Raw genomic sequence first — 14,238 nt, 5'->3', positions numbered from 1 at the left:
CCGGTAGATGATGGCCTCGATCATCATCCGCGCATCCGAGAAGGGCCTGCCGGGCCGGCCCGTGTGAGTAGGCAGCATCGGGGCGATCAGCTCCCACTGGGCATCGGAGAGCATCTGGAAACGGGACATGCCTTCCAAGGTGCCAGTGGGCCCCTAGACTGTTTGTCAGACACGCCCTAGGAGCGTATATGGCCTCTACCTCTCCAACGCTTTTGCCGTTCCGGATCGATTCTCTAGCCACCTCGCTCTTCGCCAAGGAGACAGGCTTCAGCGGCCCCCATCTCCATGACTTCTTCGCTCGTTACACCGACATGCTGGGCCCCTATCGGTGGAACGGGAGCCCCTCCCGATGGCAGATCTTCCAGACCGGGTTGCATTCTCTTCCGCTGCCTCAACAACGCGCCGTGCTACTGGAGTTGTGTTCCTACGACGGCGAGTTCAAAAACGGCCGCCCCCCTGAAGGGGAGCTCACCCGGCTACGGGGCATGCTCCTCTCCGCCGGCACCCCCGGCGCGCACGCAGCACAGGAGTCCCTGCAGAAGCTCGAGGACTGGGAGGCCGTCAACAGGTCCTGGCAGGCCGCGCTGACCAAAGTCCAGGACGACCCCGACGGAGCTATCACCGCGACCCGCACCACCATCGAGAGCGTGTGCAAGCACATCTGCGATGAACGCGGAGTGAAGTACGAAGACGGGTGGGATCTCGCTCGGCTCTACAAGGCCACCTCAAGTGCGATGCAGGTGGCACCGGATCAGCACAGCGAACAGATCATCAAGCAGATCCTCAGTGGGGCGGCAACGCTTGTTGGAGGACTGGCCGCGATGAGGAATGCCCTCAGCGACGCCCACGGTCGAGGCAAGCGCTCTGTGGGGCCGGCACCTCGCCATGCCAAGCTCGCGGTCAACGCGGGGTTCGCCATCGCCGGCTTCCTCATCGACACCCACGTAGAGAAACCGCCCGTTTCCAGCTGACCCTCTCGGCCCCGATTCTTAGGTTTAGAACGGCAGGGCCCCGTGTACGTTGTGCCTGTGGAGCAACTTGCAGATCGCGGCGTCATCCGCGCAGCCCTGGACGACTTCGGACATGCCTGGGGTCAGCGCATCGACCGCTGGCGCGCCGATGGACAGACCCACACGGAGAAGTCCTTCGCCCAGCAGTTCTGGTCCGACCTGCTGCGCGCTTTCGGGGTGATCCCCGAGCGCATCGACCTGTTCGAGCGCGGGGCCGCGCGCGCCTCCACCGGTGGGGCCGGCTACATCGACTTCTTCTGGTCCGGTGTCGCCCTGGGCGAGGCCAAGTCCCTGGGCTCTGACCTCGATGTCGCCCACGCCCAGGCGTTGGACTACCTGGCCGGCGGGTCCATCGGTCAGCACGAGTGGCCCAAGTACGTGCTCGTCACCGACTTCGCCCGCATCCGTGTCGAACGTCTGGGCGAGGCCGGCTGGGTGTCCGAGTTCGCGGTGCAGGACGCCGCCGATCACGTGGACGAGCTGATGTTCCTGGCTGGCCGGGACACCGTGACCAAGGCCGAGGAGCAAGAGGCCTCCATCGCGGCCGCGCAGCTGATGGCCTCCATGTTCACCGCCCTCGTCGGGGACGAGGTGGATGTGCCTGTCGGCGAGGAGGCCCCCGAGGACGCCGAGGAGGAGGAGTTCGCCACCCAGCAGGCCTCGATCCTGCTCACCCGGCTGCTGTTCCTGCTCTACGGAGACGACGCCGGCCTGTGGGAGGCCGACCTGTTCCAGCGTTGGGTGGAGTGGGACACCACCGCCGACAACCTCGGCCCCCAGCTCGACGCCCTCTTCCGGGTGCTCAACACCCCCGAGAACCGGCGCCGCGGCGTGCCGGACTCCCTGGCCCGCTTCCCCTACGTCAACGGCGGCATCTTCGACGGCACCTCCACCGCCGGGTTCCTCACCAACAACTTCCGGGACGCGCTCGTGGCCGCCTGCCGGTTCCGGTGGACCCAGATCTCCCCGGCCGTGTTCGGCTCCATGTTCCAACTGGTCAAGTCCAAGCAGGCCCGCCGCGGGGATGGGGAGCACTACACCTCCGAGGAGAACATCCTCAAGACCATCGGCCCGCTCTTCCTGGACGAGTACCGCGCCCGAGCGGACCGACTCATCCAGAACAAGACCACCACCCGGCGTGAGGTGATCGGCCTGATCGAGGAGATGGCCGCCAACATCTACGTCGACCCGGCCTGCGGGGCCGGCAACTTCTTGAACCTGGCCTACGCCAAGCTGCGCGAGATCGAGACGGACCTGCTGGCCGACCAGCGCCGCCGCACCGGATCTCAGGACCTCTCCCTAGACGTGAGCTTGGATCAGCGGATCCACATCGACCGGTTCTACGGAATCGAGATCAACTGGTGGCCGGCCAAGATCGCCGAGACCGCCATGTTCCTCGTGGACCACCAGGCCAACCGGCAGCTGGCCGCCGCGCTCGGCCAGGCCCCGGTGCGTCTGCCGATCAAGATCACCGCAACGATCTACCAGCACGACGCGCTGACCCTCGACTGGTCTCAGGCACTGCCGAAACCGGCCGGGCGCACGTTCGTGTTCGGCAACCCCCCGTTCCTGGGTGACCACACCCGCACGGCTGCCCAGCTGGCGCTGATGCAGGCGGCCTGGGGTGAAGGCAAGCAGCTCTCGCGCTTGGACTTCGTGACCTCCTGGCACGCGCTTACCCTGCGTCTCCTGGCCGAGCGGGATGGGGAGTGGGCGTTCGTGACCACGAACTCCATCGTCCAGGGCGACCAGCCCGCCCGCCTGTTCGCCCCGATCTTCGCCGCCGGCTGGCGCATCAAGTTCGCCCACCGCACCTTCGCGTGGGACTCCCAGGCCCCCGGCAAGGCCGCGGTGCACTGCGTGATCATCGGCTTCACCCGCGACCCCGGCACCAAGGCGCGCCTGTTCAAGTACGAGCATGCACGAGGCGAGGCCCGCGAGGTGCCCGGGGTGAAGACCATCAACGCCTACCTCGTGGACGGACCCAACGTCCTCGTGGACAAGCGAAGCACCCCCCTCGCCCCCGACCTTCCGGAGGTCACCTACGGATCCAAGCCTGCCGATGCCGGCAACCTCGTGGTCACCGCAGAGCAGTACCAGGCCGTGATGGCCGATCCGGTCATGGCCCCCTACGTGCGCCCTTACGTCGGCGCGGTCGAGTTGATCCGCGGCCAGCAGCGCTGGTGCCTCTGGCTGGCCGACATGGACCCGGATGCGCCCTCCCACTCCCCCGAGCTCAAGCGCCGCCTCGAGGGTGTCGCCGCCGAACGGGCCAAGTCCAAGGCCGCCTCCACCCGGGACTGGGCACGTTTCCCCCACCTGTTCCGTCAGCGGGGCCTCGTCTCCGACGTGCCGTTCGTCGGTATCCCCGAGGTCAGCAGCGAAGCACGCGCCTACCTGCCCGTGGCTCACTTCGAACCCGACGTCATCATCTCCAACAAGGTCTACGGCGCCCTGGACCCCGATGGCATCGTGTTCGCTGTGGCCTCCTCCTCGATGTTCATCACCTGGATGAAGACCGTCGGAGGACGCATGAAGTCCGACCTGTCCTTCTCCAGCACAATCACCTGGAACGGCTTCCCCCTGCCCGCCCTGACCGACAAGGACCGCGCCGCCCTGGCCCGCGCCGCCGAGAAGGTCCTCGAAGCCCGAGCCCTACATCCCAGGCGGTCCCTTGCCCAGCACTACGCCCCGCTGGGCATGGACCCGGCCCTGGTCAAGGCCCACGACGGGCTGGACGCGGTGATGGACAAGATCATGGGAGCACCCCGCCGGTGCCGCACCGAGCTGGAGCGTCAGGAGCTACTCTTCGCCCGTTATGCCCAGCTGACTTCGTAGCAGCGCGCCATATGGAGAAGGCGTAGAAGCACCGGCACTGGTGGCAGAGATCGGACCGTGTCAGATGACGAACCGCAGCTTCGGTCGGACGGTCGAGGCGGCATCCATGACCGCTTCGGCCACCTCGGGAGCGATACGGCCAGCGGCCATGATGCCCTCGAAGTCGTATCCGCCATCGGTGATCAACTGACGAGCAATCCCGAGCACCTGTGGCGATTCCGCCGGGCCAAGGGGCCCGGGCTCCGGATGCCCCCAGGCGGATAGTTGCTGATTGGCGCGCCTGTACGAGGCCTCGGAGAGCCGTCCCAGTGAGTGGGCACGGTAAACCAGGGCACGCAGACTGACCCCCCAGTGGCGCTTGAGCTCATGGAACGCCGGCCAGTTAATGCGCCGGGGCAGGTCTTCAATGATCTCGTCTCGAGGCATGAGGAACTCAGCGGCGAACTGGTGGGCCTGCTGCTCCACTAGCTTCGACCCCGGTTCGGTGTCGGGGTGCAGAACCAGGTGGCCCAACTCATGGGCCGCGTCGAACCGGCTACGCGCTTTGTCATCCTTGGTTGGGGAGAGAAAAACCAGTGGCCGTGCTCCGGAGTACGTCGAGAACGCGTCTACAGCCGCGTCCGTCTCCACCGGCAGGCGCAACGCGATGATCCCGTGGGCTTCCAGCGTCTGGACCACTGAGGGCAGAGGACCTGGCGCGATGCCCCAGGTCGAACGAGTAAGCCGAGCCGCCTCAACGATGGCCTCATCGGTCAGCTCCTCGGGCAGCTCCAGCTCGGGCAGCGACACCGGGGGAAGATCGACGTAGGCACCGATCAGATCAACCAGCTCCAGGCACAACTCGCCGTAGGCCAGCGCCTGCTCCCTGGAGGTAGCGGACGTAGAGCGCAACGAGCGGAAGTGCGCCCCGGACGCAGGCAAGAGCGCAAGAGGTCGTCCGGCGCCGAAGAATTCTCGAGGCAAGCCCAGCTGCAAGCAAAGTCGGGCCAGGACACTTTGAGTCGGCTTCGAGAGGTTCTTCTCAAACTGCGCGATGGCGGTCGGGGTGACTCCTACTTCTCGGGCGAGGGTGGCCTTGGTCTTTCGGCGCAGCCTCCTGGCCACGGTGAGCCGAGTGCCATCGAAGTCCGTGCCCGCAGCCGAGAGAGGTGAAATGCGGGTCACGCCTGACCTTCCTGGGGCCGCTGCTTCAGAGCCATCGAGAGGGCTGCCGCGGGCCTCTCGTCGAAGTTCGGGCCACGATCAGGCATGGGCGTCTGCGTGACCTGCGCGTCACGGTCGGCATCCCACCAGAGCCTCTCGTGGGCGATGAAGGGCCTCTCACCGAGCACGGGAACGGCCAGCCAGCCCGCGGTCAGTGGAGTCTTGGCTTCCCCGCCCCACAGGAGCATGAAGTTCTGTACAGTTCCGGGCGACCCTGGGTGCGCGAAGAGCGACGCAGCTCCGGCGGCAGGGGTCCGATACTGCAGAACCTCGGAGTTCTCTGCGGCGATTGCCGCCCTGACCTGGCTATCTTGATGAGCCCAGTCGACGCCCCCACCCCAGTTCGGATTGCGCCCTTGCCCGTAGGGAACCTTCATCGTTACGAAGCGTGCGCCCGCGAACTCGAAGGTGAGGACGCCTCCTGGGGTCGCCACGTGGAGCCCCGAGATACGCCAATGCGCATCGGAATGTTCGCGCACATCATGGTGAGCTCGACGAGGCGCCCTCTCCTTCAGGTTCTCGTAGCACTGAAAACCGAAGGACCTAGGGGTGTCACCGAGCTCGTCGGGCTCGTAACGGTCAAGGTTGGTCGTATAGACCTCCTGCACCAGCCCCCGCAAGGCATCGGTCAGGCCGCTCTCGGCGCACTCGTTGACGACAGTATGCAACGCCCTCTGGGCTGCTTCTTCGGCTCGATCCACTCACACAGTAAAGCACAGATGCTCGATCACGGCTACAACTCAAGTCGGGGTGCATAAAAACTTGCCAAGACTGAAGTAGCGCTGTCCAAGCTAAACCTCGACGCTAGGACGGTGGCGTCCGGCCAGCCAACGGGGGCATCAGTCGGATGACATAGCCCCCTTCTGCGTCCGCGTGCGACGACATGCCCGTGCAGCTTCCTTCCGCCCGCCCGTTCTACAGCCGCCAGGTCTGGCCGCGGGCTGCCTCGGCGAACATTCCCGCCCCGCACCGCTCCAGGCTCGCCAGGACGGCGGCCACCGTGAGAGGCGGATTACGGGTGGCCGCCGCCTGCACCTGAACAGAGCGCATCACCTGGGCCGGGTCCAGGTCGAGCTGGTTCATGAAGAACTCGTCCGGATCCTGGGCCTGCAGGTTGAACCGGCCGAGCACCTCGGCAGGGAAGTCCTTGAGGTTGGCCGTCACGATCAGATCCGCCCGCCCCTGGACCGCGGCGGCCACCACATGCCGATCATCCGGGTCGGGAAGATCGATGGCCCCAACGAGCTGCTCCCACCCTTACACGCACGCGTCGTCGAAGGCCTGGTTCATCACCGCGGCCCGGCGTCGGGCCGCCCCGGTCTCCCGCATGTCCGGGTGGATGGTCTCCAACGCACGGATGGTCTCCTCGAGGATCCGCTCACTCCACAAGGGCCGGTAGAGGCCGGCCTCGGCCATGTAGAGCAGGGTGTCCGCCTGCGCGATGGGCACCAGCACGCATGCATCGAGCACGGCACTGAAGCGGGCCACTACCGGGCCTGCCGCCCCAGGTCGCGGCGGGCCTGACGCAGAGCCTGCCGGTACCGATCCGCGTCCTCGTCGTAGAGACCCGCCTCGGAGGCCGAACCGGTCAGGTCTTCCAGGGCGGCGCGGCGGTCCCGACGCTTGGCCTCTTGGTACTGCACCACATCCTGCAGGCGCACCCGCCGGTGGCGGCCACCGGAGGTCAGCTCATGGGCAAGCTCGCCGCCCTCGAGCAGCTTCACGAGCGTGGGGCGGCTGATGCCCAAGAAGTTCGCCGCCTCCTGGGTGGTGAGCATCTGATCCACCGGGGCCACGGTGATGGCCTTGCCCACCTGCATGGCCTCGACCACCTCCCGCAGGACGTTGAACGCCTCTAAGGGAAGGGGAACAGTCTGCCCGTCCGGACCGAGCAACGCGGCCGGCTGCGTCAGGGCCCCCAGGAACCTGCTCAGATCGAGCATCTCCTCCAGGTCTGCAGGCGGCAGCACCGTGCGCGTGGCGTTGGGCTTGGTCTCCATGCACGCAGTATGAGACTTCAAACGAAAAAATCGCAACCCCGTGCGGTCGGGCTCACCCCTCAGCTCCAGCACCACGAGACAACGACGTGTAGAGCGTCTGCCGGCTGACCCCGAACGTGCGCGCCCCCTCGGCCTTCGGGATGCCCATGTCGATCATCACGCGTGCCTGCTCCACGTCCGCGCCCGAGAGCTTCGGGGCCTGCACGTACTTGCCGCGGGCCTTGGCCAGGGCGATGCCCTCGGCCTGACGTTCCTTGATCCGTCGGCGCTCGAACTCAGCGAACGCCGCCAGGATCCCCAGCATGAGCCCGTCCACCGGGGAGGTGCCGGACTTGTCCACGGTGATCCGCTCGGACACGAATTGCACCGCACATCCCTTGTCCGTGAGCTCGTCCACGATCGCGTACAAGTCCCGGGTGTCCCGGCCCAGGCGATCCATGGAGGCGACCTTCACCAGGTCCCCCTCCCGCACGTACCCGATCAGCTCGGCCAGGCCCGCGCGCTTCGCACGTGAGCTGCCGGAGATCTTGTCTTCGAAGATCCGGTCGCACTCCCCCACCGCCTCGAGCTGACGATCCAGGTTCTGCTCGGCCGAGCTCACCCGCACATAGGCCACCGTCTGTCCAACCACGTCTAAGACCCTCCGTCAGATGTGTCCAACGGGTCCGAACTGAACCCACTCTGACGTGATGATCTCGTAGGGCCGGGGGGTGTGTAAAGGGGTATACCCGGCTTGACGCCGGGATGGGGCAATGAACACCCAGCTGGATTGTGAGGCATCCCTCTGTCGGAGCGTTGACGTTTACTTTACTAACCTGTTAGTATAGTTTCGTTGATGCGACTACAGGCAGAGGACAGGGGTACAACAGTGAACGACGTTGGATCATCGCCGCGGCGGTGGTGGCTGCTCATGACCGTGGGGGCCGGCCTGCTACTCATCACCCTCGACAATTCGATCCTCTACACCGCCTTGCCTACGTTGACCGCAGACCTCGGCGCGTCCGGATCCTCGACACTGTGGATCATCAACGCCTACCCCCTGGTCATGGCTGGCCTCCTCTTGGGAGCAGGCACACTGGGCGATCGCATCGGCCACCGCCGAATGTTCGTCGTCGGCCTGTGGATCTTCGGTGCCGCATCACTGGCAGCGGCATTCTCGCCCAACCCTGCCTTCCTGATCGGCGCCAGGGCACTCCTCGCTGTGGGGGCCGCAGCGATGATGCCCGCCACGCTTGCTCTGATCCGCCTCGCGTTCGACGATCCTCGTGAGCGCAACATCGCCATCGCCATCTGGGGGAGCCTGTCGATCGCGGGGGCAGCGCTCGGACCCATTCTCGGCGGCGCCCTTCTCGAACGGTTCTGGTGGGGATCTGTTTTCCTCATCAATGTCCCCGTTGTTGCCATCGCACTTGTGGCGACCGCAATCATCGCGCCGCACAACCATCCCGATCCGTCGAAGAAGTGGGATCTCGTCTCATCCCTCTATGCGATGGTCGGGCTGGTGGGCACCGTGCTCGTCATCAAGGAACTGGCCCATATTCCACAGAACTGGGTTCTGATCGCAGGGGCGCTGGCGTCAGCAGTCATCGGGTTCGTCCTCTTCGTGCGACGCCAGGGCCGATTGGAAGAACCACTCATCGAGTTCTCCATCTTCCGCAACCGCGCCTTCGCTGGCGGCTCTCTGGCAGCCTTCTTCGCGATGTTCACCATCGCTGGCGCCCAGCTCGCGACCACACAGCGCTTCCAGCTCGTCGAGGGCTTCACCCCCCAGCAAGCAGGCCTGCTAGTCGCAGCCATCGCGCTTGGCGCCCTGCCCTCAGGTGTCCTAGGGGCCGCGATCCTGCACATCGTGGGCCTGCGGATCATTATCTCCGGCAGCCTCGCCATCGCCGCCCTAGGACTAGCTCTCGCCGTGCTGGCCTCTGCGAACGGATCACTACCCCTGCTGGTCGTCAGCTTCATCGTGACCGGCTTCGGCCTGGGCGGCACCTTCGCCGTCGCTTCCGCCGCCATTATGGGCAACGCGCCTCCGCGAAAGGCCGGCATGGCGGCCTCGATCGAAGAAGTCTCCTATGAGATGGGCTCCCTCTCGGCTGTAGCACTCCTCGGGAGCCTCCTGACCTTCGTCTACGCCACAGTCGTCCGACTCCCGGATGGCACTCCCGCCGCAGCGGGGGAGAGCATTGCCGATGCCCTCGGGATCGCCGACGGAGATCTCGACGTGATCGCAGCCGCCACCTCCGCCTACGACACGGCCTATTTGGTCACGATGATCGTCCTCGCTGTCATGCTGGCTAGTGGAGCCGCTCTGACCAATCGGCTGCTCCGCGCTTACGGGCGCGGCAGCGAGGCAATGGAGTACGCCGAAAACCACTGAACCAATCGGAGGGGCGCATGATGGTGCGTGAGAGCAAGAAGACCATGATCCTCGACGCCGCGATCCAAGTGATCGAGGAAGACGGGATCACAGCAGTCACGTTTGACTCTGTCGCGGCCGCTGCAGGGATCACCAGGGCCGGGATCATCTACCACTTCCCGTCACGAGACGACTTGATCGCTGCGATCCACCAGAGACTCGCTGATCGCTGGGAGCGGCAGTTAGAGATCGCCTGTGGAAAGCCGACCGCTGAGGCAACGCCGATGGAGCGCCTGACCGCCTACATACTCACTTGTTCGACAGCCGCCTCCCACGCCGAGTTCCAGATGATTCTCGACAGCCAGCACACCCAGCACAAGGCGATCTGGGAAGACCTCATCGACCGATGGACCGGACGTAGCGAACGAGACGAAGCTGAGCGCGACCAGATGACCTCGCTCGCCCTGCTCGCTGCTGACGGGCTCTGGGTCAACGACCTGATCGGAAGCAGGCCCATCTCACAGGACCACCGGAGTGAAACCGCAAAGCAGATCATCGCGCTACTCCAGAATGACGTCCATGAATCCGAGGCCAAGCCCAACGGGTAAGCGAGCCAGCGCGCGGTTGGAGAAGGCCGGATCGACGAATCCGTCGAGCGCGATGATGGGCAACCCTGTCAAGCAAGATCGCACCCTGGCACCTCTGTCCAGCAGCACCCAACTGGCTCTGACACATGCGCCTAGTGGGTATACCCCCTTGGACAGCCTGCTTCTCGACGGGGCGGCACCGCTGCGCAATGAAGGTGGGGACGATTCATCCTCGAGTCGAGCTCGGCACCAGCCAGATGGCAGCCGCATCCGTCTCGATGAGTTCCACGGGCCCGACTGCGACCACGCGCAGTCGGAAGTGGCCGGCCTCGGCCACCTCGACGACACTGTCGGGAACGATTCCGGCCTGCTGGAAGCGGATCAGACGCTGCGGGTCGGCGTCGGAGATGCGTAGGACCCGGTAGAACCCCGGCTCGGCTGCATCCAGGCGGACCGCGTGGGCCGGCCGCTCCCGCTGCCCTGCGGGAGTGGGGATGGGGTCGCCGTGGGGATCGTGCGTGGGGTGGCCCAGCATCTGATCGATCCGCTCGATCAGCTCGTCGGAGGCGGCGTGCTCGAGTCGTTCGGCTTCCGCGTGGACCTCGTCCCAGGAGTAGCCTAGGCTCGCGGCGAGGAAGCTTTCCAGCAGCCGGTGCCGGCGGACCATCGCGATCGCGTGCTCGCATCCCTTCCCGGTGAGGGTCACGGGCTTGTAGGGCTGGTACTCGACCAGGCCCTGGGCTGCCAGGCGCTTGACCGTCTCGGTGACGTTGGGCGCGGTGGTGCCCATGCGTGCGGCCAGGCTCTTCGTGCTCAGCGGCGCGTCTCCCCACTCCGTGGCGGACCAGATCGCCTTGAGGTAGTCCTGGGCCACCGGAGTGATCTCGTCGAGGCTCATGGCCTGCACGATAGCGGGACCTCCTTCACCCCTGCCCGGTCAACGTCAGCCACAGCAGCACGGCGTTCAGGGCCACGATCAGAGCCACGACCACCCATGCCACCGTCTGCAGGGGCGTGGAGTTCGCGTGTCGGCCCATCACGGCCCGGGCACCGGTCAGTCGGACCAGGGGGATCATGGCAAAGGGGATGCCGATACTGAGCAGCACCTGGGAGAGGACGAGCGCCCAGGTGGGGTCCACCCCGGAGGCGATGACCAGCAGCGCGGGGATCAGCGTGAGCACCCGCCGCAGCATCTGAGGGATGCGCCAGCGCAGCAGCCCGCCCATGATCTCCGACCCCGCATAGGAGCCCACCGCGGTGGAGGCCAGCCCGGAGGCCAACAGGCCGACGCCGAAGAGCACGCCCACCGCCGGCCCCAGTGCGGTCGTGATCGCCGCGTGGGCGCCTTCGATGCTGTCCGTCCCGGAGACCCCGGAGAGATTGGCCGCCGCCAGCAGCAGCATCGCGATGTTCACCGACCCTGCCACCAGAAGCGACAGCCCCACATCCCACCGGGTGGCCCGCAGCAGCCTGCCAAGGGTGCCCGGATGAGCGTGGGCCCCCTGATGGCGGTCACGCGCCAGAGCTGAGTGCACATAGATCGCGTGGGGCATCACCGTGGCCCCCAACATGCCGGCCGCCAGGAGCACCGTCTGGGTTCCCTCGAACCGGGGGACCATGCCCGCCACGGCCTCACCCCAGGAGATGGGCCCGTAGAACAGTCCCGAGACGAACCCGAGGGTGATCACGGCCAGCAGGCCCACGACGACGAACTCGAAGGGCTGCTGCCCGCGCCGGGACTGCACACCCAACAGGATCATCGAGACCACCCCGACGATCACCCCGCCGGCCAGCAGGGGGATACCGAAGAGGATGTGCAGGGCAATGGCCCCTCCGATCACCTCGGCCAGATCCGTGGCGGCGGCCACGATCTCCGCCTGCACCCAGTACGCCAAACGCCGCCCGCGCGGCAACCGGTGCCCCAGCAGCTCCGGAAGCGAGCGGCCGGTGACGAGCCCGAGCTTCGCCGAGAGGTACTGCACGAGCATGGCCATCAGGTTCGCTGCGACCAGCACCCAGACCAGCAGGTACCCGTACTGGGCCCCCGCCGTCAGGTTCGCAGCCACATTGCCGGGGTCCACATAGGCCACCGCCGCCACGAAGGCCGGCCCCAGCAGCCGCATTCCCCGACGACCGGGGCGATCCACCCTCTCCACGGCGACCTTGCCATCCGCCGGCCGATCCACACCGGCGGTCATCCGAGGCTCCAATGGCGATGCATGCATGAGATTTAACATACCTGAACTCTGAGGAGACAGGTGGTCTGACCACACCCCGGCACCCCGGCAGTCTCAGATGCACCGACGGCCGTAGCCGAACACTCCTGCTTTCACGAACCTAATCGTGTGCACCTGAATTCTTTTGTGTGCCCTAACTGGAGTACCCCTCATGGAAATCTCCCGCCGTTCAGTAGCCACCGGCCTCGCCTGGGCCGTGCCGGCCGTGGCCGCATCGACGGCCGCGCCCGCCATGGCCGCCTCCTCCTGCGCGGGGTACACCGCAGGCAAGCCCCTCCCAGCCTCGGCGTTCACCCTGACCTACCTGCGCATCACCAACGAGACGCTCGGCAGGCTGTCCAACAAGCAGGTGGCCCTCGATTTCGACTTCCGCCTCAGCGACGAGGCCGCGGCCTGCGGGGTGCGCACCGGATCCGTCTCCTCCACCAGCAACGGCGGCACCTCCCGGATCGCCTTGAACAACGGGAAGACCTACAACGCGACCAACGGCCTCGCCGTCCCGGCCAACGGATCCGTAGGACGCACCGACGGTACCTGCCGGCTCGGCCTGGACCGCACTGAGGCCTGCGGCACCACGGGGCAGTCCCCCTACAGCGTCGCCGGGTCCACGGGCGCCAGCTCGACCGCCGTCACGGCCATCTCCCTCTACCGGTCCATCACGGTCTCCGGCTACGGCACCACCGTCGTCTACCTCAACGCCACGGGTGTGGGCACCAACCTGTCCGTGAGCGCCGCACCGCTGATCTGACCCCCGCACGACGGACCGCCATGCCGCCTCTGAAGGATCAGGACCTCGCCCTCACACCAGGACAACGCCCCCACCATCCCCTGAGGGACAGGGGGTCGCTTCTGGCATACCCAGCTTGACAGCCGAACAGTTCATCACTGCCCTCATCCTTCACGAAATCCGAGACAGCCTCTCAGGGCGCCGGGTCGGCCTGTCCCGTAACCGGATGGGCCCGCTCCCGGGCCGCCGGAGGAGATTCGGAAGCGATGCACGCCACCGACTGCGACCCGCTACCAAGGCCTCAGCTCGCGTCCGAAGTTCACCCCCGCCACAGGTCAAGCGTGTGCCAGTCTTCCGGAACACCCATCGATTGGACTGAGAGGGCATGCGATGTGGGGAAGGTGCGGAACAGCTCGGCCAGGCGCGGCGCCTAGGACCGCTCCGCCTCGATGGGCCGCAGCATGTAGGCGATGATCGCCAAGGCGTTGTAGGTGCCGAAGTCCCCTTTGGGGGCGGCGGGTTCCCGCAGATGGTCGAGGAGGGGCACCATGCCTGCCGCCGGCCGGGACGGGGCGTTCTGGAGCTTGCGGTTGAAGAGCCGAGCATGATGCGCGGCCACGTTGCGCACGTAGTTCAAGCTGGCCAGCCAACTGCCCATCATCTTCTTCTGGGGGATCCCAAAGGCCGTGGCGACTTCCTCGGCATCCTTCTGAAGCATGCCCTGGTAGAGGTTCGACAGGTGTCCCAGCTCCAGCAGCTCGGTCAACGCCCAGACCGGCATGTGGTCGTCGTACTTCTGCCGGAAGTGGGCGACGAACTGTTCGTCCGAGCCGTCCCGGCGTTGCTTGACCCGCTCCAGCCACAACACCTGCTTGCTGGGGCGTGGGTCACGACTGTCAGTGTTCGCCCGCGTGAACGAGTCGTCGAAGCAGGTGGGGTTCTCGTGCGCGAACGGTGAGGTCCGCCCCAACACGTAGCCGATGCGCATACGCACTGCTACCTCGATGCGCTCCACACCCTCCATGACCAGCATGCGCAGTTGCCGATCGAAGTCGATGATCTCCTCGGCATGATGCAGGGCTGTGCCCGGTTGGTACCTATTCAGCACCCGGATCTTGGTGTGCCCTTGGTCATCGACCTGCTTCTCGGACTCCAGGAACGGGTACAGGTAGCCGGTTACTCGGTAGTAGCCCACGGACTCGAGCAGTCGGAGAGCCCGCGTCAGGTCATCGACCTCCAGACCGCGCTGGACTAGCTGTTGTGGGTCATGAGGTTCTTGC

Annotated in this window: 14 protein-coding genes and 1 pseudogene; 5 read left to right on the top strand and 10 right to left on the bottom strand. The window is 66.1% G+C overall.

What is annotated here, in order from left to right; genetic code table 11:
- Nucleotides 1-32 precede the first annotated feature (32 nt).
- Nucleotides 33-129: pseudogene (locus HMPREF3105_RS13725) on the bottom strand (IS5/IS1182 family transposase); the annotation flags it as partial.
- A 59-nt stretch (nucleotides 130-188) separates the two neighbouring features.
- Here HMPREF3105_RS13725 and HMPREF3105_RS00065 point away from each other — a divergent pair.
- The gene (locus HMPREF3105_RS00065; protein WP_036314019.1) at nucleotides 189-971 is read left to right on the top strand and encodes an abortive infection family protein; all 783 of its coding nucleotides are present in this window, start codon (nucleotides 189-191) and stop codon (nucleotides 969-971) included.
- 42 nt (nucleotides 972-1,013) lie between these two features.
- Complete coding sequence (locus tag HMPREF3105_RS00060; RefSeq protein ID WP_246830287.1) at nucleotides 1,014-3,848, top strand: DNA methyltransferase; 2,835 nt, start codon at nucleotides 1,014-1,016, stop codon at nucleotides 3,846-3,848.
- 60 nt (nucleotides 3,849-3,908) lie between these two features.
- On the opposite strand, the gene HMPREF3105_RS00055 is transcribed toward HMPREF3105_RS00060, so the two are convergent.
- From HMPREF3105_RS00055 to HMPREF3105_RS00035, 6 genes are all read right to left on the bottom strand, one after another.
- A complete protein-coding gene (locus HMPREF3105_RS00055; protein WP_051995340.1) occupies nucleotides 3,909-5,012 on the bottom strand; it encodes an XRE family transcriptional regulator in 1,104 nt (367 codons plus the stop codon).
- Nucleotides 5,009-5,752, bottom strand: coding sequence for a hypothetical protein (locus HMPREF3105_RS00050; RefSeq protein WP_129867028.1), 744 nt, complete (start codon nucleotides 5,750-5,752; stop codon nucleotides 5,009-5,011). The genes HMPREF3105_RS00055 and HMPREF3105_RS00050 overlap by 4 nt, the downstream gene beginning before the upstream one ends.
- 214 nt (nucleotides 5,753-5,966) lie before the next feature.
- Nucleotides 5,967-6,254, bottom strand: a complete 288-nt coding sequence (locus HMPREF3105_RS13390) for a VapC50 family PIN domain-containing toxin (protein ID WP_020628419.1) — start codon at nucleotides 6,252-6,254, stop codon at nucleotides 5,967-5,969.
- A 54-nt stretch (nucleotides 6,255-6,308) separates the two neighbouring features.
- Entirely contained in the window at nucleotides 6,309-6,506 is a 198-nt protein-coding gene (locus tag HMPREF3105_RS13385; protein WP_246830286.1) for a hypothetical protein, read from the bottom strand.
- Nucleotides 6,507-6,538: 32 nt separating this feature from the next.
- The gene (locus HMPREF3105_RS00040) at nucleotides 6,539-7,051 is read right to left on the bottom strand and encodes a helix-turn-helix domain-containing protein (RefSeq protein WP_036313340.1); all 513 of its coding nucleotides are present in this window, start codon (nucleotides 7,049-7,051) and stop codon (nucleotides 6,539-6,541) included.
- Nucleotides 7,052-7,103: 52 nt separating this feature from the next.
- On the bottom strand, nucleotides 7,104-7,682 hold the full coding sequence (locus HMPREF3105_RS00035; RefSeq protein ID WP_070708477.1) for a recombinase family protein: 579 nt from the start codon (nucleotides 7,680-7,682) through the stop codon (nucleotides 7,104-7,106).
- A 279-nt stretch (nucleotides 7,683-7,961) separates the two neighbouring features.
- On the opposite strand from HMPREF3105_RS00035, the gene HMPREF3105_RS00030 reads away from it, so the two are divergent.
- Both HMPREF3105_RS00030 and HMPREF3105_RS00025 read left to right on the top strand, forming a co-directional pair.
- Nucleotides 7,962-9,428 (top strand): MFS transporter, encoded by a 1,467-nt coding sequence (locus HMPREF3105_RS00030; RefSeq protein WP_070708476.1) that lies wholly within the window; start codon nucleotides 7,962-7,964, stop codon nucleotides 9,426-9,428.
- A 17-nt stretch (nucleotides 9,429-9,445) separates the two neighbouring features.
- Complete coding sequence (locus tag HMPREF3105_RS00025) at nucleotides 9,446-10,015, top strand: TetR/AcrR family transcriptional regulator (protein WP_083325249.1); 570 nt, start codon at nucleotides 9,446-9,448, stop codon at nucleotides 10,013-10,015.
- A 205-nt stretch (nucleotides 10,016-10,220) separates the two neighbouring features.
- Here the strand turns inward: HMPREF3105_RS00025 and HMPREF3105_RS00020 are convergent, their stop codons facing one another.
- Together HMPREF3105_RS00020 and HMPREF3105_RS00015 are read right to left on the bottom strand one after the other, a co-directional pair.
- Nucleotides 10,221-10,892 carry a metal-dependent transcriptional regulator gene (locus tag HMPREF3105_RS00020; RefSeq protein ID WP_043282515.1) on the bottom strand — a complete coding sequence of 224 codons (672 nt, stop codon included), beginning with the start codon at nucleotides 10,890-10,892 and terminating at the stop codon, nucleotides 10,221-10,223.
- Nucleotides 10,893-10,917: 25 nt separating this feature from the next.
- A complete protein-coding gene (locus HMPREF3105_RS00015; protein WP_080694935.1) occupies nucleotides 10,918-12,192 on the bottom strand; it encodes an Nramp family divalent metal transporter in 1,275 nt (424 codons plus the stop codon).
- 190 nt (nucleotides 12,193-12,382) lie between these two features.
- On the opposite strand from HMPREF3105_RS00015, the gene HMPREF3105_RS00010 reads away from it, so the two are divergent.
- On the top strand, nucleotides 12,383-12,979 hold the full coding sequence (locus HMPREF3105_RS00010) for a hypothetical protein (protein WP_036317467.1): 597 nt from the start codon (nucleotides 12,383-12,385) through the stop codon (nucleotides 12,977-12,979).
- A gap of 409 nt (nucleotides 12,980-13,388) precedes the next feature.
- On the opposite strand, the gene HMPREF3105_RS00005 is transcribed toward HMPREF3105_RS00010, so the two are convergent.
- The coding region (locus tag HMPREF3105_RS00005; protein WP_246830285.1) for an Abi family protein at nucleotides 13,389-14,238 on the bottom strand (850 nt) is incomplete at its 5' end.

It is taken from the genome of Micrococcus sp. HMSC31B01 (assembly GCF_001816085.1).
GTDB classification, from domain to species: domain Bacteria; phylum Actinomycetota; class Actinomycetes; order Actinomycetales; family Micrococcaceae; genus Micrococcus; species Micrococcus luteus.
The sequence above is the reverse complement of the archived record's forward strand: the minus strand, read 5'-3'. Positions and strand labels throughout refer to the sequence as shown.

Excerpts from the sequence above, each read along its gene's own strand:
- HMPREF3105_RS00020 (WP_043282515.1), bottom strand. The coding sequence starts at position 10,892 with ATGAGCCTCGACGAGATCACTCCGGTGGCCCAGGACTACCTCAAGGCG.
- HMPREF3105_RS00025 (WP_083325249.1), top strand. The coding sequence starts at position 9,446 with ATGATGGTGCGTGAGAGCAAGAAGACCATGATCCTCGACGCCGCGATC.
- HMPREF3105_RS00065 (WP_036314019.1), top strand. The coding sequence starts at position 189 with ATGGCCTCTACCTCTCCAACGCTTTTGCCGTTCCGGATCGATTCTCTA.
- HMPREF3105_RS00015 (WP_080694935.1), bottom strand. The coding sequence starts at position 12,192 with ATGACCGCCGGTGTGGATCGGCCGGCGGATGGCAAGGTCGCCGTGGAG.
- HMPREF3105_RS00040 (WP_036313340.1), bottom strand. The coding sequence starts at position 7,051 with ATGGAGACCAAGCCCAACGCCACGCGCACGGTGCTGCCGCCTGCAGAC.
- HMPREF3105_RS00010 (WP_036317467.1), top strand. The coding sequence starts at position 12,383 with ATGGAAATCTCCCGCCGTTCAGTAGCCACCGGCCTCGCCTGGGCCGTG.
- HMPREF3105_RS00030 (WP_070708476.1), top strand. The coding sequence starts at position 7,962 with ATGACCGTGGGGGCCGGCCTGCTACTCATCACCCTCGACAATTCGATC.